The 23,418-nt window shown below is 33.9% G+C and carries 23 protein-coding genes, 2 pseudogenes and 1 other annotated feature; of the genes and pseudogenes, 10 read left to right on the top strand and 15 right to left on the bottom strand.

Annotated elements, in window-relative coordinates; genetic code table 11:
* The 6 genes from R8749_RS02465 (at position 1) to R8749_RS02440 (ending at position 5,560) form a co-directional block, all read left to right on the top strand.
* Complete coding sequence (locus R8749_RS02465) at positions 1-1,044, top strand: acyltransferase family protein (RefSeq protein WP_317697724.1); 1,044 nt, start codon at positions 1-3, stop codon at positions 1,042-1,044.
* A gap of 328 nt (positions 1,045-1,372) precedes the next feature.
* The gene (locus R8749_RS02460) at positions 1,373-2,818 is read left to right on the top strand and encodes a 6-phospho-beta-glucosidase (RefSeq protein WP_317697721.1); all 1,446 of its coding nucleotides are present in this window, start codon (positions 1,373-1,375) and stop codon (positions 2,816-2,818) included.
* Positions 2,819-2,827: 9 nt separating this feature from the next.
* Positions 2,828-4,123 carry a PTS cellobiose transporter subunit IIC gene (celB, locus tag R8749_RS02455; RefSeq protein WP_317697719.1) on the top strand — a complete coding sequence of 432 codons (1,296 nt, stop codon included), beginning with the start codon at positions 2,828-2,830 and terminating at the stop codon, positions 4,121-4,123.
* A gap of 25 nt (positions 4,124-4,148) precedes the next feature.
* Positions 4,149-4,457, top strand: a complete 309-nt coding sequence (locus tag R8749_RS02450; protein ID WP_317697717.1) for a PTS sugar transporter subunit IIB — start codon at positions 4,149-4,151, stop codon at positions 4,455-4,457.
* An 11-nt stretch (positions 4,458-4,468) separates the two neighbouring features.
* On the top strand, positions 4,469-4,786 hold the full coding sequence (locus tag R8749_RS02445; protein ID WP_317697715.1) for a PTS sugar transporter subunit IIA: 318 nt from the start codon (positions 4,469-4,471) through the stop codon (positions 4,784-4,786).
* Between the two features lie 12 nt (positions 4,787-4,798).
* A complete protein-coding gene (locus tag R8749_RS02440) occupies positions 4,799-5,560 on the top strand; it encodes a MurR/RpiR family transcriptional regulator (protein ID WP_317697713.1) in 762 nt (253 codons plus the stop codon).
* A gap of 95 nt (positions 5,561-5,655) precedes the next feature.
* Here the strand turns inward: R8749_RS02440 and asnS are convergent, their stop codons facing one another.
* The 5 genes and pseudogenes from asnS to R8749_RS02415 all read right to left on the bottom strand — a co-directional run bounded on the left by asnS (position 5,656) and on the right by R8749_RS02415 (position 10,396).
* A complete protein-coding gene (gene asnS / locus R8749_RS02435; protein ID WP_317697711.1) occupies positions 5,656-7,044 on the bottom strand; it encodes an asparagine--tRNA ligase in 1,389 nt (462 codons plus the stop codon).
* Between the two features lie 54 nt (positions 7,045-7,098).
* Positions 7,099-7,337, bottom strand: a binding site (T-box leader).
* 122 nt (positions 7,338-7,459) lie between these two features.
* Positions 7,460-8,449 (bottom strand): D-2-hydroxyacid dehydrogenase, encoded by a 990-nt coding sequence (locus tag R8749_RS02430; RefSeq protein ID WP_317697709.1) that lies wholly within the window; start codon positions 8,447-8,449, stop codon positions 7,460-7,462.
* A 362-nt stretch (positions 8,450-8,811) separates the two neighbouring features.
* Positions 8,812-9,699, bottom strand: a pseudogene (locus tag R8749_RS02425) (Rpn family recombination-promoting nuclease/putative transposase).
* A 129-nt stretch (positions 9,700-9,828) separates the two neighbouring features.
* A complete protein-coding gene (locus tag R8749_RS02420; RefSeq protein WP_317697706.1) occupies positions 9,829-10,059 on the bottom strand; it encodes a hypothetical protein in 231 nt (76 codons plus the stop codon).
* 85 nt (positions 10,060-10,144) lie between these two features.
* Positions 10,145-10,396, bottom strand: coding sequence for a hypothetical protein (locus R8749_RS02415; protein ID WP_317697704.1), 252 nt, complete (start codon positions 10,394-10,396; stop codon positions 10,145-10,147).
* 312 nt (positions 10,397-10,708) lie between these two features.
* Between R8749_RS02415 and R8749_RS02410 the strand changes: the two genes are divergently transcribed.
* Genes R8749_RS02410 through R8749_RS02400 form a run of 3 tightly spaced genes read left to right on the top strand, consistent with a single transcriptional unit; the run spans position 10,709 to position 13,142 of the window.
* The gene (locus R8749_RS02410) at positions 10,709-11,101 is read left to right on the top strand and encodes a hypothetical protein (RefSeq protein ID WP_317697700.1); all 393 of its coding nucleotides are present in this window, start codon (positions 10,709-10,711) and stop codon (positions 11,099-11,101) included.
* 48 nt (positions 11,102-11,149) lie between these two features.
* Complete coding sequence (locus R8749_RS02405; protein WP_317697698.1) at positions 11,150-11,833, top strand: response regulator transcription factor; 684 nt, start codon at positions 11,150-11,152, stop codon at positions 11,831-11,833.
* Positions 11,826-13,142 carry a sensor histidine kinase gene (locus tag R8749_RS02400; protein ID WP_317697696.1) on the top strand — a complete coding sequence of 439 codons (1,317 nt, stop codon included), beginning with the start codon at positions 11,826-11,828 and terminating at the stop codon, positions 13,140-13,142. Before R8749_RS02405 ends, R8749_RS02400 begins: the two co-directional genes overlap by 8 nt.
* 30 nt (positions 13,143-13,172) lie before the next feature.
* Here the strand turns inward: R8749_RS02400 and R8749_RS02395 are convergent, their stop codons facing one another.
* From R8749_RS02395 to R8749_RS02385, 3 genes are read right to left on the bottom strand one after another with little or no spacing between them, the layout of a single operon-like run.
* Positions 13,173-13,427 (bottom strand): type II toxin-antitoxin system Phd/YefM family antitoxin, encoded by a 255-nt coding sequence (locus R8749_RS02395; protein WP_317697694.1) that lies wholly within the window; start codon positions 13,425-13,427, stop codon positions 13,173-13,175.
* 38 nt (positions 13,428-13,465) lie between these two features.
* A complete protein-coding gene (locus tag R8749_RS02390; RefSeq protein WP_317697691.1) occupies positions 13,466-15,778 on the bottom strand; it encodes an ABC transporter permease in 2,313 nt (770 codons plus the stop codon).
* Between the two features lie 5 nt (positions 15,779-15,783).
* A complete protein-coding gene (locus tag R8749_RS02385) occupies positions 15,784-16,485 on the bottom strand; it encodes an ABC transporter ATP-binding protein (RefSeq protein ID WP_317697689.1) in 702 nt (233 codons plus the stop codon).
* 145 nt (positions 16,486-16,630) lie between these two features.
* Between R8749_RS02385 and R8749_RS02380 the strand changes: the two genes are divergently transcribed.
* Entirely contained in the window at positions 16,631-17,173 is a 543-nt protein-coding gene (locus R8749_RS02380) for a TetR/AcrR family transcriptional regulator (RefSeq protein ID WP_317697686.1), read from the top strand.
* A gap of 34 nt (positions 17,174-17,207) precedes the next feature.
* Here the strand turns inward: R8749_RS02380 and R8749_RS02375 are convergent, their stop codons facing one another.
* The 7 genes and pseudogenes from R8749_RS02375 to R8749_RS02345 form a co-directional block, all read right to left on the bottom strand.
* Positions 17,208-17,900: an aspartate/glutamate racemase family protein gene (locus R8749_RS02375; RefSeq protein WP_317697683.1), complete on the bottom strand. Its 693-nt coding sequence runs from the start codon at positions 17,898-17,900 to the stop codon at positions 17,208-17,210.
* 48 nt (positions 17,901-17,948) lie between these two features.
* Positions 17,949-19,876 (bottom strand): annotated as a pseudogene (locus R8749_RS02370) (copper-translocating P-type ATPase).
* Entirely contained in the window at positions 19,873-20,133 is a 261-nt protein-coding gene (locus R8749_RS02365) for a cupredoxin domain-containing protein (protein WP_317697681.1), read from the bottom strand. The pseudogene R8749_RS02370 and the gene R8749_RS02365 overlap by 4 nt, the downstream one beginning before the upstream one ends.
* Positions 20,134-20,144: 11 nt before the next feature.
* A complete protein-coding gene (locus R8749_RS02360) occupies positions 20,145-20,522 on the bottom strand; it encodes a cupredoxin domain-containing protein (RefSeq protein WP_317697679.1) in 378 nt (125 codons plus the stop codon).
* Positions 20,523-20,674: 152 nt separating this feature from the next.
* Complete coding sequence (locus tag R8749_RS02355) at positions 20,675-21,157, bottom strand: PTS sugar transporter subunit IIA (RefSeq protein ID WP_317697677.1); 483 nt, start codon at positions 21,155-21,157, stop codon at positions 20,675-20,677.
* A gap of 67 nt (positions 21,158-21,224) precedes the next feature.
* Positions 21,225-21,971, bottom strand: a complete 747-nt coding sequence (locus tag R8749_RS02350) for a DeoR/GlpR family DNA-binding transcription regulator (protein ID WP_317697674.1) — start codon at positions 21,969-21,971, stop codon at positions 21,225-21,227.
* Between the two features lie 76 nt (positions 21,972-22,047).
* Positions 22,048-23,418, bottom strand: coding sequence for a PTS transporter subunit EIIC (locus tag R8749_RS02345; RefSeq protein WP_317697671.1), 1,371 nt, complete (start codon positions 23,416-23,418; stop codon positions 22,048-22,050).

Genomic DNA, 23,418 nt, shown 5'->3' with positions numbered 1-23,418 from the left:
ATGAAAAAATATTTTGCTTTGGATGTTGCACAATTTATCGCTTCTATCATGATTATCTTCATTCATTGTGGTCAAATCTTTAATAACGAAATTATGCACTTTCTTATAAAGACTGTTATAGCAAGAATTGCAGTTCCTTTATTCCTTGTTTCTACCGCTTACTTTTATAGAAAAAAGTCAAAAGCTGATAAAAGTTACCATCGAAAATATTTCATTCGTCAAATCAAAACTTATTTATTTTGGAGCTTATTTTATCTCCCTTATTGTATTCACTTCTTAATACAAAAACACATTCCTTTATTTCTAACACCTTTTGCTCTTATAATTGCCTTATTTTACACTGGTGTTTGTTATCATTTATGGTATTTTCCAGCTCTGTTTTTAGGTCTATACATTGCTAAATATCTATTTAAAATTTCTAGAAAAATAACTTTTCTCATTGCCATGACTCTTTATACTTTGGGATCCTGTGAAACGTATAGCAAGATCCTTGATCCGAATCTTTTTAGAATTTACACCATCTACAAGAGCCTTTTTTTCACCACTAGAAACGGTTTATTTTACGTTTTACCTTTTATCATCATTGGATTTTTTCTTGCAGATTTAAAACCAAAAAGTCTTCTTTACAAAAAAAGAAAATTCTTCCTATGCAGCTCCTTCTTTCTTTTGTTCATAGAGACTGGTTTTATTTTCTTTCGCCAAGGTGACGACAAAAATTTCTTGTTCTCGCTTATTCCGCTATCATTTTTCTTAGTAATGCAGTTATTAAATCTTAAAAACAATATAAAGATCTCTCGTCAGTTAAGAAAATTGGGGCAATTCATCTTTTTTATCCATCCGTTATTTATTGAAATATTTAAATTAAATCTAAATCTTATTGGTTGGCAGTTGTTTTTACTAACTGCCTTATGTTGCTTAATATCCTATATATTTATTCAAGGCATAAAAAAATTACCAAATACTTCTCGGATTATAGCAAAAAGCGGTCATTTAAAATCTAAAATCTCTAACATTTCTTCCGCAACAAATGAGAACATCCAATAATAACAATGCTTTAAAAAAAAAGTTATTTTTGTTCACTCCAAAAAAAATATAAAGATATTTTTTTAATTTATTGTTTCAGAATTCTAAAATAATGTTTCATAACTTTTAAAATTCTACAAACTACGTTTAATAAGTTCAACAGCAATAAAATTAAATAATTTAAAATTTATAACAGACTTGTTTTAAGTGCCTACTTACAAAATATTTGATTTCAAATGGAGAATTCGTTTCCATTCATGAAACACATTTACTTCTAAAATTGGCTCAATACTCTTTAAAATATGATAAATTACAAATTGTAAGCGATATCAAAAAAGGAGAAGAACGAGTGCAAGGAAAGAAAAAATTACGAAATAATTTCTTATGGGGTGGAGCAGTAGCTGCTCATCAATTAGAAGGTGCTTGGCAGGAAGGTCACAAAGGGGTCAGCGTTGCTGATGTTATGACCGCCGGCGCTAATGGGGTTGAACGTAAAATTACAAAAGGGGTTCAGCCCGATTTATATTATCCGAACCATGACGCTATTGATTTTTATCACCATTATCCTGAGGATATTAAACTCTTTGCAGAGATGGGATTTAAATGTTTCAGAACTTCTATTGCTTGGACAAGAATTTTTCCTAATGGGGATGAGACCGGTCCCAACGAAGAAGGATTAAAATTTTATGATGATCTTTTTGATGAATGTCTAAAATATCAGATTGAACCGGTTATAACTTTGTCTCATTTTGAAATGCCGTACCATTTAGTTGAGAAATATGGAGGGTGGCGAAATCGAAAACTAATTGATTTCTTTACTAATTTTGCCGAAGTTGTATTTAAACGCTATAAAAACAAAGTCAAATATTGGATGACTTTTAATGAAATTAATAATCAAACCGATTACCAGAATAGTTTTGCTATTTTTACTAATTCTGGTTTAATCCCAGAACAAAATGAAAACATTGAAAGAACTATGTATCAAGCTGCTCATTATGAACTGGTGGCAAGTGCCATAGCTGTAAAAATAGGACATCAAATTAATCCTAACTTTAAAATTGGTTCAATGATTGCGATGGTTCCTTTATATCCAGCTTCTCCAAAACCTGCAGATATTATGAAAGCTGAGAGAGCAATGCAAAGCCGCTACTGGTTTCAAGATGTTCAATCACATGGTAAGTATCCCGATTGGCTAAAACAGTACCAAGACAATGAAAATTGGAATTTAGATATTACTGATGAAGATTTAAAAGTTTTAGAACAAGGAACTGTGGATTATATCGGGTTTAGTTACTATATGTCTCGTTGTGTAGAAGCTCGTAACGATGAGCCTTTAAACTATCATTACAATGAACATGAAGATAACGTTTCGAATAAATTTGTTAAAAAATCCGAATGGGACTGGCAAATTGATCCTGAAGGACTACGTTATGCAATGAATTGGTTAGCTGATCGTTACGATGTACCGCAATTTATTGTGGAAAATGGATTTGGTGCTGTTGATAAAAAAGAAGCTGATAGCAGCGTACATGATCAATATAGAATTGACTATTTAAAAGCTCATATTGAACAAATGAAGTTAGCAGTTACTGAAGATGGAGTTGATTTAATTGGTTATACTCCTTGGGGCTGCATTGACTTAGTTTCTGCAGGAACTGGTCAAATGTCAAAACGTTATGGATTTATATACGTCGATAAAGACGACGAAGGTCAAGGAACTTTAAAACGATCAAAAAAAGATTCATTTGATTGGTTTAAACGTGTCATTGAGTCTAATGGAGAAAAATTGGATTAGGTAAAAAATATGTCTGAAAAAAAATCAAGTAACTTTTTAAATCAAAAATTAATTCCATTTTTTAATAAACTAGCTGCTTCCAGGCATTTAGTTGCAATGAGAGATGGAATGACTGCAGCGATTCCTGTAATTATTATCGGATCTTTTTTCATGATCATTGCTCAGTTTCCAATTCCTGCTTATCTCAATTTTATGGGTAAAGTTTTTGGGCCGCATTGGAGCGACGTCGCTCAGTATATAACAAACGCTTCATTTCATATTATGGGATTGGTTGCCGTTGCTGGAATTTCCTATAGTTTAGCTAAAAGCTACAAAGTAGATGCTTTTTCTGCAATGATTATTGCAATTGCAGCTTTTATTTTAACCATTCCCTTAAAAACTGATAAAGGCGGCGAAATGTGGGTCCCTTTAAAACAACTAGATTCATCCGGTTTATTCATTGCAATTATTGTTGGACTCTTCGTAACAGATCTATATGTTTGGATTGTCCACAAAAACTTAACAATAAAAATGCCTGATAGTGTGCCGCCTGCAGTTAGTAACTCTTTTGCATCTTTGTTTCCTGGAGCAATTTCATTAATCGTTGTCTGGTTAGTTCGTCTAGCTGTCGAAGCTTCTCCAATGAAAAGTATTCCAAATGTGATTGTTTTCTTCCTACAAGCACCTTTGGGGCAATTAAGCAATACTTTAGGCGGGGCATTGGTTACTGAATTAGTAATTAGTATTCTATGGATTTTTGGAATCCACGGATCCAACACTGTAGCAGGGGTTCTTCAACCAATATGGTTAACTGCAATGGCACAAAATGCTGCTGCCTTAAAAGCCGGTCATGTTCTGCCTAATATTGTTACAGAGCAATTCTACGATAACTTTATTCATATGGGTGGTTCTGGCGCAACAATCGGATTAGCATTATTAATTGCTTTTACTTCAAAAAGCAAGGAATATAAAACATTAGGTGAATTAGTTGTAGGGCCTGCTGTTTTCAATGTTAATGAACCGATTATCTTTGGACTGCCAATTGTACTAAACTATAAAATGGTCATTCCATTTATAGCTGCTCCATTAGTAAATGTAACAACAACCTACTTTGCTATGAAATTGGGCTTAGTAGCTAAAACAATTGGGGTAATGGTACCTTGGGTTACTCCACCTGTTATTTCAGGATATATTGCAACTGGTCATATTTCAGGTGCTGTAATGCAAATTATTAACATTGTTTTAGATTTATTAATTTATTGGGTTTTCTTTAAGAGTATGGATAATGATAAATTAAAACAAGAACGGGCATTGGCTGCCGATTGAATTATAAATAACAAGGAGTAATATCATGAGTGAAAAAACAATTATGTTAGTTTGTGCAGCAGGAATGTCAACAAGTTTACTAGTTAGTAAAATGCAAAAAGCTGCTGAAGAAAAAGGAATTGACGCTAAGATTTTTGCAACATCTGCTTCTGATGCAGATGCTAAAATAGAAAGCGAACATCCGGATATTTTAATGTTAGGACCTCAAGTTGGATATATGTTGGATGATTTTAAAAATAGAGTTTCAATCCCAGTGGAAGTAATCAACATGCAAGATTACGGAATGATGAATGGACCTAAGGTGTTAGACCAAGCATTATCTATAATTGATTAAAAGGGTAAAAGATGGAAGAAGATAAAAATCTACAGACGATTATGGGATTGATAATGAGCGGTGGTAATGCTAAAGGATCTGCCTTCGAGGCAATCAAAGCTGCAAAAAGTGGCGATTTTAATTTAGCTGAAAGCAAATTAAAAGAATCTGATAAATTCTTAACTGAAGCACATAACTCTCAAACCGACATGCTGACTCAAGAAGCTAACGGCAATCACACAGAAGTAACATTACTAATGGTTCATGCCCAAGATCATATGATGAATGCTATCACATTTAGAGATCTTGCTGGTGAATTAGTTGATCTATACAAAAAGTTAGCAAATTAGAAATATTTACTTATGGATAGTAGAATTACTACTATCCTTTTTATTAAAGAAGATTTAATTATGGAACAAAATTCACATTTCACTAAAACTGAATGGAAAATTTACCAATACATTCTTTCTCATCTTCAACAAATTACATCTTATTCACTGCGCCAATTAGCACTAAAAATAAATGTATCTCCTGCTTCAGTGGTAAGAACCATCCAGAAGATGGGTTTTAAACATTATAGTGATTTATGCAGACAATTAAAAAAAGAAAATCAATTGGATGATGTAATTGATGATGTTACTTACCAAGCTAAATATTACTTTAACCAACCGATCATCGAAAGTTATGATAAACAAATTCAAATTTTTAAAGAACTGACATCAAATTGCAAAGACTTTCTATTCTTTGGAATAGGTACATCCAGCGATTTGGCAGCATATGGTGCACGACAATTTGCTAACAACGGACAAAATTCATTCGTAATTAAAGATCCCTTTTATCCAATTCAAAAAACTCACGGCTCTTATAAAGATAAAGCTTTAATCGTCTTGTCAGTTAGCGGTGAAACTCCTCAAGTGATTGAACCAGTTCTAAATTTTCAATCCAAAGGAGCAAAAGTAATCAGCATCACTAATAGTTCTGATAATACCATTTCAAAGTTATCTGATTTAAATTTTTGTTATTTACTTGAGTCGAAAATTGTCAGCAAAACTTTAAACGTGACAACTCAAGTCCCTGTTGTTTATATCTTAGAAAGGCTATCTAGAGCTTTAAACTCTCTATAAACGTGAGTATTAAAAAACTTCTACTGCATATTTGTAGAAGTTTTTATTTTAATTAAGTGCAGAAAAAAAGCCTTCTCACGAAGACTTTCAATAAACTAAAATTCGGCATTTCCCGGTGTTCTTGGAAACGGAAGAACATCACGAATGTTTTCCATTCCAGTAACAAACATCAGCAAACGCTCAAAACCAATTCCAAAGCCAGAATGTTCAGTTTCACCATATTTTCTTAATTCCATATACCATTTGTAAGAATCAGCATCTAGGTCAAAATCAGCAATTTTTTGAGTTAACTGAGCAACTCGTTCTTCACGCTGGCTTCCTCCAAGTAATTCACCAATTCCAGGAACTAATAAATCAACTGCTGCAACTGTTTTACCATCATCATTATCCCGCATGTAGAATGCTTTAATTTCTTTTGGATAATCTGTTACAAATACAGGTTTCTGAAACACTTTTTCGCATAAATAACGTTCATGTTCAGTTTGTAAATCAATTCCCCACTTAACTGGATATTTGAATTCTTCTTTAGCTGATTCTAAATATTCAATGGCTTGAGTATATGTAATTTTTTCAAATTTATTATTTGCTGTCGCTTCTAATCTATTGAGTAAATCTGAATCAACATGATCATTCAAAAATTGAAGCTCATCCGGCGCATTTTTTAAAACATACTTGATTACTGATTGTAATAGTCCTTCAATTACTACAATTACATCGTTTAAATCAGCAAAAGCCATTTCTGGCTCAATCATCCAAAATTCTGCCGCATGTCTAGTAGTATGAGAATTTTCTGCTCTAAAAGTTGGACCAAAAGTATAGATATTTCTCAAAGCAAGCGCAAAAGCTTCACCTGTTAACTGACCACTAACAGTTAAGTTAGTCTCCTTCTTGAAGAAGTCTTCGCTTTCGTCTACTTTTCCTTCGTCATCTTTAGGTAAATGGTTCAAATCTAGTGTTGTAACCTGGAACATTTCGCCCGCACCCTCGGCATCACTACTCGTAATGATCGGCGTATTAACATAGACAAAACCGTGTTCTTGTAAATATTGATGAATTGCAAAAGCAACTAGTGAACGAATCTTAAATACAGCGTAAAAAGTTTTTGTTCTTGGACGTAAATGGGCAATTGTTCGTAAATATTCATAAGAATGCTGCTTTTTCTGTAGGGGATAATCTTCATCTGAATGGCCAACCACTTTAACTTCACTAGCGTGAATTTCAAAAGGCTGCTGAGCTTTTGGCGTATCAACAACTTCACCAGTAACTTGAATCGTTGTACTGATTGGAAGTTTAGAAATTTCTTCATAATTTTCTAAATCTGCTTCGGCAATTACTTGAACATTTTGTAAACAACTTCCATCGTTCATTTCAATAAAACTTAAGCGCTTAGTACCTCTAATCGTTTTTAACCAACCCGTAACGGTTACGCTTTTTTCGCTATGTTCTTTTTCTGCGTATAAATCTTTAATTAACTCTTGCTCCACTTTAATCTCCTCAATTAAATTATTTAGATAAATAAAAAAGCTCTCCATCCTTGTTAATAGGACGAAAAGCTAATTCGCGGTACCACCTAATTTGTTTAATAAATAAACCCCTCTATGAGTAAAATCTTACTCATCCAATTTAACGTCTTGGTTACGTCTAAGCCTACTAAACAAAAGTCGTTCAGTTAGAAACTCCGAAGGGTTCTTCCCAAGTAAAATACTGATTGAGCTTCCACCATCCTCAATTCGCTGGCAGGTAGTTACTTGGTACTCGTCTTCATCACCGCTGATTATTGATCTAGATTTTTTTCTAATCTAACACGCTAAATTATTTTTGTCAAAAATTTGAATGAAAATAAGATTAATTACTTACACTGTAATAAATGAATTACTATCCCCCTAATGACCGTAATTCTTAGTTTACCGTATGTTCGCTGGTGCCGCCTTCGATGATACTAAGTGCATCATCTAAAGAAATATCAACCATATTTTGAACAGCAATATTAGTATAAAATCCAACGTGAGGAGTTAAAATGACGTTTACCATACCACGTAACTTTTTTAATTGTTCGCTTGGAATTTCTTTACCCCTTAGATCAATATTGAAGAAATTCTCTTCCCCAGTTAATGTATCAAGAGCAGCTCCTGCGATTTGTTTATTTTCTAACGCATTAATTAATGCATCGGTATCAATGACTGGACCCCGACATTCATTAACAATATAAGCCGTTGGTTTCATCATGCTTAAGGCTTCAGCATCAATTAGGTTCTTAGAAGTTTCATTTAAGTCAACATGCAGACAAATAACATCTGATTCTTTTAAAACTTCCTCTTTTGATTTAAAAGTTAAAATCTTGTCCAACTCATGGTTAGGTTTAACATCAAAAGCAATAACCTTAGCTCCTAAAGCGTTAAACATCTGAGCACTAGTTCCGCCAATTCGACCAGCACCAATAATACCAATCGTCATTGAATGGATTTCCGTCGCTTGAAGCCCCGCCCAACGAAAATCCTGCTCAGCCATTCGAGCATCAAACTGCTGTAAATTACGAATTAAACGCATAGTATGCGTTAAAGCTAATTCAGCTACCGAACGAGGAGAATAGGCTGGAACATTTGTGATAGTTAATCCATTTTCTTTTGCTAGCTTTAAATTAAAAATATCATAGCCAGCCGTTCTGGTAGAAATTTGCTTAAATCCCATATCTTTCAGTTTTGGATAAACCCTATCGTCAATAACCCCCCGCTGCTGAATTACGACTCCGTCGTAACCTTTTATCTTATCAACAGTATCCATGCCTAATTCCCAGTCTACCGTATCAATCTCCGATCCCGGATGGCGTTTCTGCCATTCTTTAATTGCAGGTATTTCGTCATCTCTAACGCTTGTTAAAATAAATTTCATTCAATTCCTCCTTCTAACAAAAAAACCTAACTGATTTTATAAATCCGTTAGGTTTAATAATATTTTTTAGTTCCTAACAGATTTCAGACCTGTTAGGCTTATTTACTCATGAAAATAAACTTTCGTTCCAACAGGTGTAAACACTTGTGACTTAGTATTTGCACCTATTAAATAATAAGTACAAACACTAACAAAATAAACGAAAGTATAAATAATTATTCAATTGTCGCAGTTTATTAATATTTACCAATAATCTACTCCCGATTTCATTGAATAAACGTAGTGTAATCCATGTAGTAGACAAATGTCAACAAATTTTGTGAATATTTATCCAACATTTTATAAAATTGGCATTAAAAGTGTTATTCCAAGTCTTTAATTTCATCAATCTTTAATCCAGTGAATCTATGAATTCTATCTATAGTTTCTCCCGCTTTAAGCATCTTCCTTGCAGTCTCAATTTTATTTTGCTTAACGCCTTGCTCTTCGCCTCTTTTTCTGCCTTCTTCTTCGGCATACAACATCTGTGCATCCAGCTTTGATCTCGCTCTCTCTACGGCATCCAACATCTCTCGTTCCTCCATCTCTAAATTTTCATAACTTGTTACTTTATATGCATCCTGCAGGTACTCCGGTGCTTCTTCGACCCTTTTATTGCTCTTTAGATAATCGTACCAATACGGCATCTCTCCTTCAAGCGTGTCTCGGGGCTTTGTTAAATCAAAATATATCACACTCAACAGCGGTAAGCCATCTTCATTCTTTAACTCTATTTTATTCTTTACATCATACATCGTAAATCGATGATACGCTTTGTCGTCTTCTTTAAATAAATCAAAGTACACGATGTTAATCCCATACACTGGTCTCAATGACCCATATTTATCCTCTTTAATATCATCCTTTAATTTCTCTAGATCTCTTCTCGCATAATTCGACACATATTTCTATGACAGGTAATGCAGTGAACGTTCGATAAAATGCGCTTCTCTTCTTACCTGCAGTTCGATGGTTACCAGACTTCCGTCATCAAGCCGGGCTAATACATCAACCTCTGTTTCTAAGAATTCCTGCTGATCTTCCGTCACTTTAAAGGTTCTAATATTATATGGATTTTCGATTATTACATCTACAACGTTTAAACCGATCATATCATGAATGAAGCCGATTAAAATATGACGGTTCTTGGGTGAGGCAAATAATTTTTTAAATAATAAATCATTTGATGGTAAAATTTCTCTTTTGCGCAATTATATATATCCTTCCTTTTTTAGGCTTATATAAAAGATTACGCAAACGAGATCCAATTCTTAAATTCATCAAATTATTGTTTAATTGTACTAAATTTTTCCTTTTAAAACAAAAAAAGAGTCTGACCCTTAGATCCGCCACTTCTTTTTCTTACGCCTGTTGCGGTTGTCAGTAACCTTAAACTGGTGATCGTCACTCTTGTAGTTATGAATGCGTTCTGATCCTCGACACGTTCCAAAATCAATAGCTGGCAGTGCTTCTAACAACACTATTCCACGCTGATCCCAAACATAAGTCGTTGTCTTAGTCAGATTTGCTGAAGCTTGCTGAATTTCAGCAGCCGTGAGGACGTCACCCAAGGGATCATGATCACTTCCTGTCCACCCTCACGCCACTTATTATCTGTTGCATCGTAATTTTCCGTTGGTTCATTAAGATCATTAATCATCGTGGAAAATACTTTATTTTGTAGTTTATCGGTTTAAATTTATGCTCTTTTAATCCAGTAAATTTCTTAATTTGATCAGCAAGTTCACCATCTTTCATTTTAGTTTTCGCTGTTTTAATTTTGGGTGGTTTAATCCCTTCTCGGAGTTTTAGCTGTAACGCTTCACGAGCCCCTATTTTTTTTGCCTCTCCTCTACATATGATTTGATCATCTAGTTTTAATTTTGATATATTTATTTCTTCCAACAAATTTAAATTCTCCTTTTCTATATTTTCATAATTTAGGACATTTTTAACTGCTTACTTACATTTTTTCAGTTTATATTCTTCCCTTTTTATGCCATATATATAAAATTACGCAAAAATCTAAATATAAGAACTTTTTGACTAATCGATCAGCTGTCTATACTATTCTCAATCCTCTAATAATGGTATTTTTAACTTGTCTAGTTTAAAAATATTTGGTAATGTCGACTTATTAAAGCTTTTCTAAAGGTTTCTCCTTTATATTTATCTCGTCAGTTGAAAACAATTGACAAAAATTACATGGAGGAACCAAACATGAAGAACTTTAAAAATAAAAAGATGGCTGTCTTAACTCTTTCTATCGCCTTACTTTCGGTCGGAGGTGCAACAGTCTTCGCTGCTAGTAATTTAACAGATGTAAAAGGATCTATTGATAACAGCGGTAAAGTAAAATACAGCACTGATAATGGGAAAACCGAAAGCACTGAACTGCCTGACGGAGCACACTACTCAAAAGATAAAAATGGTGTTACTTCTATTAGCGTTGGAAATGGCGAAGCTCCAAAAGAGCCTGAAGATTCTAGTGAAGTCAAAGAGAGCTCTAGCCTCAGTGTTAAAGAGGAAAAAGGCAAAACTCTTTATTCAGTTGATGGTGGAAAAAATTGGAGTGAGTCAATTCCAAAGGGATATGAAAAAAATTTCAAATAGTAAATAATAGCAGGGATTTGTTCCCTGCTTTTTGATAACGGTAATAAAATGAGAATTTTAATAATAGAAGATGAAGCTGCGATTGCTGATGCAGTTGCAGAAGTACTAAAAAGAAATAGTTATTTAGTTGATGTTGTCTACGATGGTGAAGATGGGCGAGATTGTGCCCTAAGTGCAATTTATGACTTAATTATCTTAGATATCATGCTTCCCAAAATTGATGGAATCGAGATTCTAAAAGAAATTCGTAAAAATAAAATTTCGGTCCCCATAATTATGCTTACAGCTAAAGGACAAACTGAAGATAAAATTGTGGGACTGGATAGCGGTGCAGACGATTATATAACTAAACCTTTTCATGTTGACGAATTACTGGCAAGAATTAGAGCTATCGAGCGGCGACCACAAAGCCTTGAGGTTCAAGGACTTCATTTTGGCGACTTAACTTTTAATCCTCATACTCATGAACTTAACTGCCAAGAAAATGAAGTCACTCTATCTCCAAAAGAAGCTAAAGTAATTGAAGTTTTAATTCGTAATAAAACAATAGCGACTTCAAAAGAACTTTTGATCGAAAAAATATGGGGCTACGATTCTGATGCTGTTGATAATAATGTTGAGATCCAAATGTATTTTTTACGCAAAAAACTAAAATCACTTAAATCCACAGTTTCTATTAAAACAATCAGAGGCTCTGGCTATCTCTTAGATTCAGGTAACAATAATGCTTAAAACTTTTAAAAAGAAGATTTTACTGCTTCAAATTAGTCTAATCTCGCTTGTTTTTTTGGCTGCTCTTATTTCTATTTTTACAATTTTTTCGCATGAACAAGAAAAGCTCATTGACAAATCAATGGAATCTATCGTGAGCCAAGCAACTTCGTCAATTCAAGGATCTTTACCTGATCCAAAAGAAAACACTCAAAGTAATGAGATTTCATCATTTGAATCATCAGCCGTGGTTGAGGACAGCAACAATATTTTTTTCAATGCAAAGTTAAATAAAGATCGTACTATTAAAGAGATGTTAGCTCCTTTTATTAAAAAAAATAATTATAAAAAAATCGTCGCTGCTGTCAAAAAAGACGGTCACAACAAAGGAAAAGTTGTTGTTAATGGCCATACGTGGAAATATCAGATTTCAAACGCTTCTAAGCCTAATTTTAGCAACGAAAACGGTCAAATCGCGGTTAGTACAGAAGTTGATCATAATTCTTTAATGCTATCCTGTCTTGATATTACTGCAAATCAAGAATTAATTAAGAAAACTGGATTATTATTCCTTTATGTTGGAATCGTTGCCTTATTGTTGATCTTAGCCCTCAGCTTTTACTTTACAAACCTGTTCTTTAAACCCGTAAAAAAGACTTGGGAGAGTCAGCAGAGATTTATTGCCGATGCTTCACATGAGCTGAAAACCCCAGTTTCTATTATCAATGCTAATGTAGATGTTTTACTTTCTGAACCTGAAAATACGATTGTCTCGCAAGAAAAATGGATTAATAACATTTTGCACGGGACGAAACGAATGGAGAAGCTCATTGAACGAATGCTCAAACTATCTCGCATTGAAAGCGGTGAGCTTCCAATTCAAAATAAAGAAGTGAATCTAAGTAAAATCTTAGAGAGCGAAATTGACCAAATGGCTGCCATTATTACTAAAAAAGAACTTCAGATTGATAATCAAATTAATTCTACGGTAACAGTTAATACGGATGAAGATTTAGTTCAGCAAATTTTTCAAGCTCTATTAGAAAATGCCGTGAAATACACTCCCAAAGGTGGTTTAATCAAATTAATTTTAAATAAAAGTGCAAATGGAGCTAGTTTTATAGTCAAAAATAGTGGGTCGCCAATTTCCTCGAAAGATCTATCCTCTCTCTTTGAACGATTTTATCGTGTCGATCAATCAAGAGAAGGTAAAAGTAACAGCTTTGGGATGGGACTTGCTATTGCAAAGGCTTGTGCCGACAAACTAAACGGTAAGCTCTCAGCCGAAAATGGCAGCGACGGACTCGTCACTTTTATTTTTGAAATTTAAAAATCCAGCCTTTGACAGCTGGATTTTTGTTTAATCAGGGTTAAAAGAATGAACATTTTTGTTATTTAATTCTTCAATCGATTCTTTTAGTGCTTCTCGATTGGCTTTTGTATTTAAAAGATAATTGGTCTCCTGCCAAGAATCGTATTCTGATTCAGAAATCATCACAACATTTTTTTGATTTGGTTGGGTGATAATTAAAGTATCATTGTATTGAACAACTTCATCAGCAAATATGTTGAAATTATTTTGTAAATTCTTCAATGTCACTTTTTTAACTGTCATCTTTAAATACCTCTCTAAACATATTGTAACAAATTGAGCTAATCCACACTTTTAAGCGCTGAAGCCATGTCGACTTTTTTGATGTGATGTGAAATTAACCATGCAATTAATACTACATTAACGAATAAAATTCCACCGGCAATCACTAGCCCTCCGATACTTATATATGAGAAAAATTCACTTGTATCACTGTTCGCAATCGAAACATAAGCTTTCAAAAATGCCAATCCCAAAGGAATCCCAATAATGGTTCCTTCCAACCAAGTCAACAGATTATCTTTAATTATTACTGACCGAATCTCGTTCAGTCGAAAGCCTAATACTCTCATCGTCGCATATTCACGATACCTTTCAGTAAAGTTAAGCATGCCTAAGTTATATAAAACAAACCAACTTAAAAATAGTGAGAATACGATTAACAAAACAATAATGCTTTTAAATGAATCTAATAATTTATTGGTGTCATTTAAATTTTCGTCGATAGTTTTTACCTGATCGACAGACTTATTATGTTTAATCGATTTATTAATGTTATGAGTCGTATAAAGAGAGGTTGGAACGAATGGCTGTTTCAGATCTTCCCAATAATTTTTACTTAAATAAATTCCTTGTGGAGAACTAATTTTAATAATTCCCAAAATTGGAACAATTTTTTTGTTAACCATCGCTGCGCTATTAATCTCGACATTATCGCCAGTTTTGATATTTAATTTTTTAGCTGCAAAATTAGTTACATATACCCCGTTTTTAGCTTGAAGATTAACGGTTCGATTGCTTTCTAGCGGTAGTTTTAAATAGATCCCTTTTGAAATTATATTACCTGAGGTGACAGCTTCTCCCTGCGATGTTCGAATGTTTAATGATGTCTGTTCAATTTCTTGATCATCAGCACCTAACTTATTTTTAAGATTTTTAAAGGATTCTTGATGTTTAAGAGGAGAAATTTTTAACTCTGTCTGATATTGGAAAACATTTGTATAAGTATCATGATTAGTTTTATTTAAAGACTGCTCAATCCCAATACTAGCAATTAAAAGCATTAAAGAACCAACAATTCCAATCACTCCAATCAATTCCTTTGATTTTGCCCTCGATTTATCTCTTAGAACCCATTTCCAATTCCAACGAAGATTATTCCAAAAGTTCGGAAAATATTCAAAAATATTTTTTGAAGAATTGGTGACCGTTTCTTTCTGTAGGATTTCAGCAGTCTTATTTTTTAAGATTTGCATTATTTTCCAAATCGATGCCATTAAACTAATTAAAACTAAGACTCCGAGGATTATCCATGTTAAATTACTGATCCTCGCCTGCCACACAGGAACTCCAAAAAGCGGTTCTTGCTTACTTAAAATTAGTTTCGAAATGAATTCCATTCCTAAAAAGGCTCCGGCTAATCCACCAAGAAAAGTGGTAATGACTCCATAGATACTGTAATGAGCAATTATGGATCTTTTCTTTAATCCTAGTGCTCGAAAAAGCCCAATAATATTCCTTTGATTATTAACCAATCTTGAAATCGTTGTTTGAGTTACCAATAATACTAACAAGAATAATATCAGACTAAACATTACAGCCATTTTTGTAATGCTATTATATTTGTTGATAAATTTAGATACATTATTGAAAGTGTTGCGATCGACCAAAGAAATTACTTTAGTTGATAAAGCATTTCTGGTATCTTTTTCTAACCTTTTCCCTGAATAACCCTTATTTTTAGTAACCAATACTTGATTAAATTGATTTTTGGGTACCGACATTGTCCTGGTATTAGTTATCACATAACCATATCTTTTATGATCTGCAATTATATTATTATTGGGGCCGGTATAACCAATATAATTTGGACTAACAATAAGTCCTTTAATTTCAAAGGATTTTTCTCCATTCCCTGAATCTAAATCAATGTAATCTCCAACATGATATTTATTTGATCTTGCAAACTTCTGATCAAGCCAAACTCCCTCTGTTTGAAAAGAAATCTTCTTTCCCGATCCGATATCAGGTTTAGAAATTTTATTATTGTTAATGACGACTGTTTGTAACATCTTTTTTGATTCTGTTGAACCAGTGTACGAATTAAAAACGTACTGCTTTTGAACATCTTTAACGCTTTTCTTTTTGAGTAATTTATGAATGTCATTAGAGTTTGCTCCCTTTACGGTCACCCATTCATCTGCCATCTTTGAGCTTTGAGCCCATGAATTAAATTCATGCTCCATTCCATTACTTGCTGAATACAAGCCTGCAAAAACTAAAATGCTGATTAATGAAAGAATAAAGATTGAAAAAAATTCTGAAAAGTTACTTTTAAAATCTCTTAAGTTTTTATGTAATAAAATTTTAAACATAATCTTCACCACTCAATTTCGGTAGTTTTTTTAGGATTTTTATTTTGAATAACATCCTCTAAGTTACCGTCCTTTATTTTGATGACTTGGTCACCCATCGCTTCAATTTTCGAGTTGTGAGTAACAACAATGACAGTTTTCTTATATTTAGTTGCCATTGAAGATAATATCTGTAACACTGTTTGACCCGTTTTTGTATCCAGCGCTCCTGTTGGTTCATCACAAAGCAAAATTTTTGGATTCTTACAAATTGCTCTGGCAATTGAAACTCTTTGCAGCTCTCCACCTGATAAATCTTGCGGAAAATTATTTATTCGGTCTTTTAAACCGACAGATTCGAGAATCTCTTTCGGATCAAAATCAGATCCACCTAAATTTTTTACCAAATCCACGTTTTCAAAAACGTTGAGCGATGGAATAATGTTATAAAATTGAAAAACAAAACCCACGTAGTAACGCCGATAATCAGTGAGCTGAGACTCGTTTAAACTTGAAACTTTCTGCCCATCGATGTTGATCGAACCACTAGTTAAAGTATCCATGCCGCCAAGCATATTTAACATCGTTGTTTTGCCAGACCCACTTGGTCCTAAGATCACATTGAACGACCCTTGATCAATCCCAAAACTAATATTGTTTAGCGCTCTAATAACACTTTTCCCAGTTCGAAATTCCTTCACCATGTCCTTAACTTCAATAAATTTCATTTTATCCTCCGTATCCATATGTATATATCTTATACATTTGTAACCTTTGATTTCGTTTTGTAGTATACTTGGTAAAAGGACGAAAAGAAATAGTTTTTGAACAAGTGATACAAATTTAGATATTTGTCACCGATGGAGAAAATTAATGAACGGAAAACAAAAAATAGCCGAACAATCACGAGTTTGGCTTTGGGAATCATTGCTTAAATTATTAGAAACTAACGACTACAGCGAAATTACGATCACTGAAATTGCTCAACACGCTGATTTAACGCGAAAGACTTTTTATAATTCTTTTAAAAACAAAGATGAGCTTTTGGCATACGGCTATCTCAAAATTATAGATACCTTTATTCATGAAATGGTAAAGATTCCACTTACTGAAAGGACGGCGGAGCATTCACTTGAACTGTTTGTTAATTTCTGGTGGGATCAAAAATCATTTATTCAACTTTTGATGAGAAAAAAAATCTATCAAAAATTTATGGAAGTTTGGCAAGAGCAAGCAATCAATCGCTACTTGGAATACAACACCACCTGGAAGTCTAATGATCCATTGGAAAATAAATTCCAAGCCAGCTTTGTTTTTGGAGGACTAAGCAATATTCTTGCGACCTGGCTTAGCAGTGATGAACCAATGCCTCCTGATCAGATGATGGAACTAATTATGAAAATTATTCCAAAATAAAAAAAACAGCCTTTACAGCTGGTTTTTACTATTTCTACTTACTAATCGCCATCTCAGCCGCTTTAACGGCATGAATGCGTGTGGTATCAAACAAAGGAACTTTGGTATCTTTTTGTTGAATCAGTTCACCAATTTCAGTACATCCCAGAATTACTCCCTGAGCTCCTTTTTGATGCAATTCATCGACTATTTTAAGATAAAATTGCTTTGAATCTTCGTTAATTTGACCGAGACACAATTCATCATAAATAATTGAACTGACCTTCTCACATTCATCATGATCAGGTATCATGACGTCTATACCTTTTTCGATCAGACGATTTTTGTAAAAATCTTCTTCCATCGTAAATTTAGTCCCAAGAAGTCCTACTCGATCAATCTTATGATCATTTAATTCTTTGGCAGTTACATCAGCAATGTGAAGAATTGGAATTTTGATTTGAGCTTGAAGTTGATCAACAATTTTATGCATTGTATTTGTACAGATCACAATATAATCAGCCCCTGCCCGTTCTAAAGAACGACATGCATCGCTTAAAACTCGGGCGCTTTCATCCCATTGATTGGCAAATTGGTATTTTTCAATTTCTTCAAAATCAACACTATATAAAATACATTTAGCTGAATGAAGACCGCCTAATTCCTTCTTCACTGTCTCGTTAATTAGCCGGTAATAATCCGTTGTACTCTCCCAACTCATTCCACCGAGTAAACCAATTGTTTTCATAAATGGCTCCTTATTTATAGTTAGTAAAATAAGAATACCATAAAAAACCTAAATAGATGGCATTGATTCACTTACTATTTTCGTTCGATTTAACATCAAGGAACTCGATACAACAGAAATTGAGCTTAAAGCCATTGCAAGACCTGCTAATTCTGGACTGAGTGTTAACCCGATCCCCACAAAAAATCCAGCAGCGATTGGGATGCCAATTGCATTATAGATAAATGCCCAAAAAGATTGAGCTTGATCCGATTGAAAGTTTTTTTACTAAGTTCAAGTGCTTCGACAACGCCCCATAAATCATTTTTAACAAGTACAATGCCACCTGATTCGATGGCAATATCCGTTCCTGCTCCCATCGCAATTCCGACGTTAGCGATCGTTAAAGCAGGGGCATCGTTAATTCCATCTCCGACAAAAGCGACTGGTCCATTCTGCTCAAGCTCTTGCACTTTTTTGGCTTTATCTTCTGGCATCACCCCAGCTACTACCTGATCAATTCCTACCTGTTTAGCAATTGCATCTGCTACTCGTTGATGATCACCTGTCAACATCACTGTTTTAAGTCCCTGTTTCTTTAAAACCTTAATTGCCTTAGCTGAACTAGGTTTTGGAGCATCTTGAATTGCGATTAATCCTCTAACTGCCGTATCTGTTCCAACAATAACGACCGTTTTGGCTTCATCTTGCAGTAGATCGATTTGGTTTTGAATTTCTGAACCAAGTAATTGCCCCGAAAACATTTTTTCATTTCCGACTTTGACAAGTTCTCCGTTCACACGTCCCGTTACACCTTTACCGGCGATTGCTTGAAAATCAGTGACCGCTTGACTCTTTATTTTCTTTTCCTGAGCTTTTGTCATAATTGCATCTGCCAGCGGATGTTCAGAATCCGCTTCTAACGAGGAAGCCAATCCTAAAATTTCTTGGGGGGAACCAATTATATCCGTGACCACTGGCGTACCATTTGTAATCGTTCCAGTTTTATCAAAAACCACTGTTTGGATGTTGTCAGCAGCTTCTAAGACCTCACCATTTTTAATTAGAACACCCATTTTAGCACTGCGTCCCGTTCCGACCATTAATGCGGTCGGGGTGGCAAGGCCCAATGCACAAGGACAAGCAATCACGACAACTGAAACGGCGAACATCGTTGCTTGCTCAGCAGTGCCGCCAATTATAACATCCCAAGCCACAAAAGTAATAATCGCCAAAATTAAAACTAGAGGCACAAAAACATTTGAAACTTGATCGGTTGTCTTTTGAATTGGCGCACGGCTTGTCTGTGCTTTTTTGACCATTTCGACAATCTGGGCAAGCATTGTTTCACTGCCAACCTTTTCAGCCTGAAACAGAAAAGTTCCATTTTTGTTGATCGTTGATCCAATTACCTGATCGCCAACATTTTTAGTAATTGGCATGCTCTCTCCAGTGACCATTGATTCATCCACCGTTGTTGATCCCTCAGTGATTAATCCATCAACAGCAACTTTTTCACCCGGCTTGACCTGAATAATGTCTCCTACTTTCACTTCGGACAAAGGAATCTTTATAAATTGATCATTGTGAACAACTGTGGCTTCTTTTGCTTGAAGATCAAGGAGCTTTTCTACTGCACTTGACGCATTATGCCGCATTTTCTCTTCTAACACTTGTCCAAGCAAAACGAAAGTAATGATAAAAGCAGCACTCTCAAAGAAAACTCCCTGATGATTGATCATCGCATAGATACTGTATAGATAAGCAACTGTTGTTCCAATTGCTACCAAGGTATCCATATTGGCGTGGTGATTTTTAAAAGCAGCCCAAGCGCTGTGTAAAAAAGGCCTTGCTGAAACCAACATAATTGCGCTAGTCAAAATTAATGATGTCCAATCACCCCCTGGAAGCATCCAGCCAAATGGCATCCCTATCATGTTGATTAACATTGGAATCGTTGCAATTAACGAAAAGATAAAACGATTTTTGATACTCATTCGATGATGACTTTCCCGTGAAACATGTTCATGCCGCAACTAAAATTGAATTCTCCTGCCTGATCGGTCTTAATACTAATTGTCTTTTCAGAACCAACTGGCAGCTCAACTTGAAAATTTAAATCTTTGGACTGAACTTGTCTCAAACAATCAGAAGAGTCCTCCTGAACAAATGTTATTTCCGCTGGATCACTCTTGTTAAATTTTACTGTATCTGGTTTGTAACCTTTATTAATCACAATTTTTGCTTTTTGCATTTTGACACCTCCTACTCAACTACAACTTTTCCGTGAAACATATCCATCCCGCATGCATATTGATAAACTCCTGGCTTACTGGTATCAATTTTAATCGCATGCTCCTCTTTTTCTGGCAAAAACTCATTAATGCCCCAATCAGGAAAAACGACTTGCTCTAAACAGCTTGAAGGATCTTTACGATTAAAAGTAATTTCCGCTGGTTCACCTTGTTTAACTACAACAGTGCTTGGCTTATAGCCTCCATCAACTACAACTTCAACGTTTTGCAGATGATCTTTGGTCTCTTTTGCGTTAACTGCATTCTCTTTTCTGGGAACAAAGAACCACCAACTAATAAAACCAATTAACAACAATGCCCCAATTACTACTAATAGATTATTAATCATCTTTGCCTCCTATTGTTTACAAATGTAGATTTTAAATAAAGTATATTACTTAAATCTACATTTGTAAATGTTAAAAAAGATTATTCAACAACAAAAAAGACTTTATCAAAGTTTGGAAAATCTCTGATAAAGTCTATAAAAAATTATATATCTTACTTTTTGGTTACTTGAGCGGCAATCTCACCCGCTTTTTTACTACCAGGTTGAACAACTAATTCTGAAATAACATCATTGGTGTTAGTTACTACTACCATAACCGTAGGATCTTTTGCTGATTTTTTAACTTCTTCTACGTCCATTTCACCTAATTTTTGGCCAGCTTCAACTTGATCCCCAACTGTTACATCAATTTTAAATGGATTGCCGTTTAACTCTACAGTGTCAATCCCTAGATGAAGCAACAGCTCTATGCCATCATCACTTGTAATTCCGATTCCGTGTTTCGTATCTGCTACAAAAGTAATTTTTCCAGAAATTGGAGCATAAATGGTTTTCGAACTTGGAATTACTCCAAAACCATCACCCATCATTTTTTCTGAAAAAACGGGATCAGACACTTTACTTAATTCAATAACTTCTCCTTCAATTGGAATTTGAAGTGATTCTGATTTATTTTTATGTAAAAATTTAAACATTATTTACCTCTTTATGATCGGTTTATTAAACTAATAAAATTGATAATTTTTGTTGTTACTTTTTAATTTATTTTTTCCGATCTGTTATTATATCGGAAACGGTATTAATAGACTTATCAAATTTATCTGAAACAACATAGACGTCTTTTAAATCAAAGGCTTTAATATTAGAAAATTTGTGAAATTTTGTACTATCACACATTAAATAAGTAGCTCTTGAATGACTTTTAATAAGTTTCTTTTTTGTTGCTTCGGAAATATTTGGAGTAGTAACCCCTTTTTCAATGTCAATCCCATTAACTCCAATAAACGATTTATCAAAGTATAGCATCTGTAAACACTCTTCCGTCAAAGGTCCACTTAAAGACGAAATTAATGGATTATAACTTCCTCCAGTTAAAATTATTTGAGCACTTATTTCCTGAGATATATTAAAGACACTTGTACTTGTTGTATAAATAGTAATTTTTTTACTTACTATTTCTCTTAGTAATAAGGAACATGTTGACCCAGAATCAATATAGACTGTTTCTCCATCATGAATTTGTGATGCCGCTATTCGTGCAATTACATCTTTTTTTTCGCGATTAAGGTCTACCTTTTTTCTCATTGAAACTTCACCGTTATTTTCAGATAGTTTCACAGCACCTCCGAAAAGATATTCAATTTTATTAGATTTTTCCAATTCTTTTAAATCTCTTCTTAGCGTAGAAATAGACACGTCTGGAATTAATTTTTGTAATTCATCGATTTTCAGCAGCTCTTGTTTTGATAAAATTTGAAGTATTGTTTCTTGTCTCTCATAAGGAATCATTTATTAACCCTCGGTTATTAATTATTCTACTGTATTCTATCAGTAAATAGAGCCGAGAAAAAATATTAACCTTGAATTATGCCAATTTTTCATCCTTATTAGTGAATATATAAGCTAAAATTGCTGACACAATCAACGATATTGCTAAACCAATCATTGCTTGAATGAAATTAGAAGCATTTTTTTGTACAAATGCAGGAAATGTAGTAACACTTCCAAAGACAAAAGCATTTGTCACAACTTTTGTTAATCCTAAATAAGCACCACCAACTGCACCACCAATGATCTGTGCTAAGAATAATTTTCTATTCTTAACCAAAAGTCCAAATAAAGTTGGTTCAATAATTGCAGATAAAGCAATCGTGATTAATCCAGTTAAAGCAAAACTTTTTAGCTTTATATTTTTTGCTTTGAAGTAAACACCTATAGTTGTTCCAATTACTGCAAAATTGCATGCAAAAGTAAATGGAACTATGTAATCAAAACCATGTGTTGAAATGTTATTAATCATAATTGGATTAACTGCCCAGTGAATTCCAAAACTAACTAATACGCTCCAGCCACCACCGACAATTATACCGGTTAAAATACTACTCTTTTCAATTAACCAATTTACCAAATTTGCAACCAATTCTCCGCCGTAAACGCCAATTGGCCCAATAACAATTACAGTAAGAGGAATCATAATAGCAAGAGAAACCAAAGGTACAACAACTAACTTAAGGTTTTCAGTTACATGCTTGTCAAGAAATTTATATAAGTATGAAAAAGCCCAAATAGAAAGAATTATAGGTACTACAGTTGAATTATAATTCATCAGAACTACAGGAATTTTCATAAAATGAGTAACTGTCCCATTTCCTTTACTTCCCATGAGAGAAATAAAGTCTGGATGTAACAGTGCTGCCCCTATTAAAGCAGATAAATACGGGCTGGCACCAAATCTTTTAGCTGACGTAAAAGCTAAAAGAACTGGAAGAAAATAAAATACACTCATTGATGCAACGAATAAAATTGAATATGTTCCAGTTTTTTCTTTGATCCAACCTATCTGAACAAATAGAATAAGTAAGCCTCTTAAAATTCCTGAACCAGCTAAGGCAGGTAATAATGGTGCAAATATTGCAGAAATTGCAGAAAAAATATTTGAGATGATGCTACCCGATTTTTCCTGAGAAGAATCATTATCTGCAACCTCGTCAACATTAATTAATTTTTCAAATTGTTCATATAATTTAGGAACTTCTGTACCTATTAAAATTTGATATTGACCAGCTCGATTAACAACATTAATAACTCCATCAACATTTTTTACAGCTTCATCATTAGCTTTTGATGGATCTTTGAGATTTAATCTTAATCTTGTTGCGCAGAGGCTCATATTACTAATATTTTCAGGACCTCCAACGCTTTCTAAAATTTCTTTAGCCGCCTTTTTAAAATCCAT

This window comes from Xylocopilactobacillus apis (assembly GCF_033095965.1).
Classification (GTDB): domain Bacteria; phylum Bacillota; class Bacilli; order Lactobacillales; family Lactobacillaceae; genus Xylocopilactobacillus; species Xylocopilactobacillus apis.
Note: the sequence above shows the minus strand (reverse complement) of the source record. Positions and strands in the feature narration are given on the sequence as shown.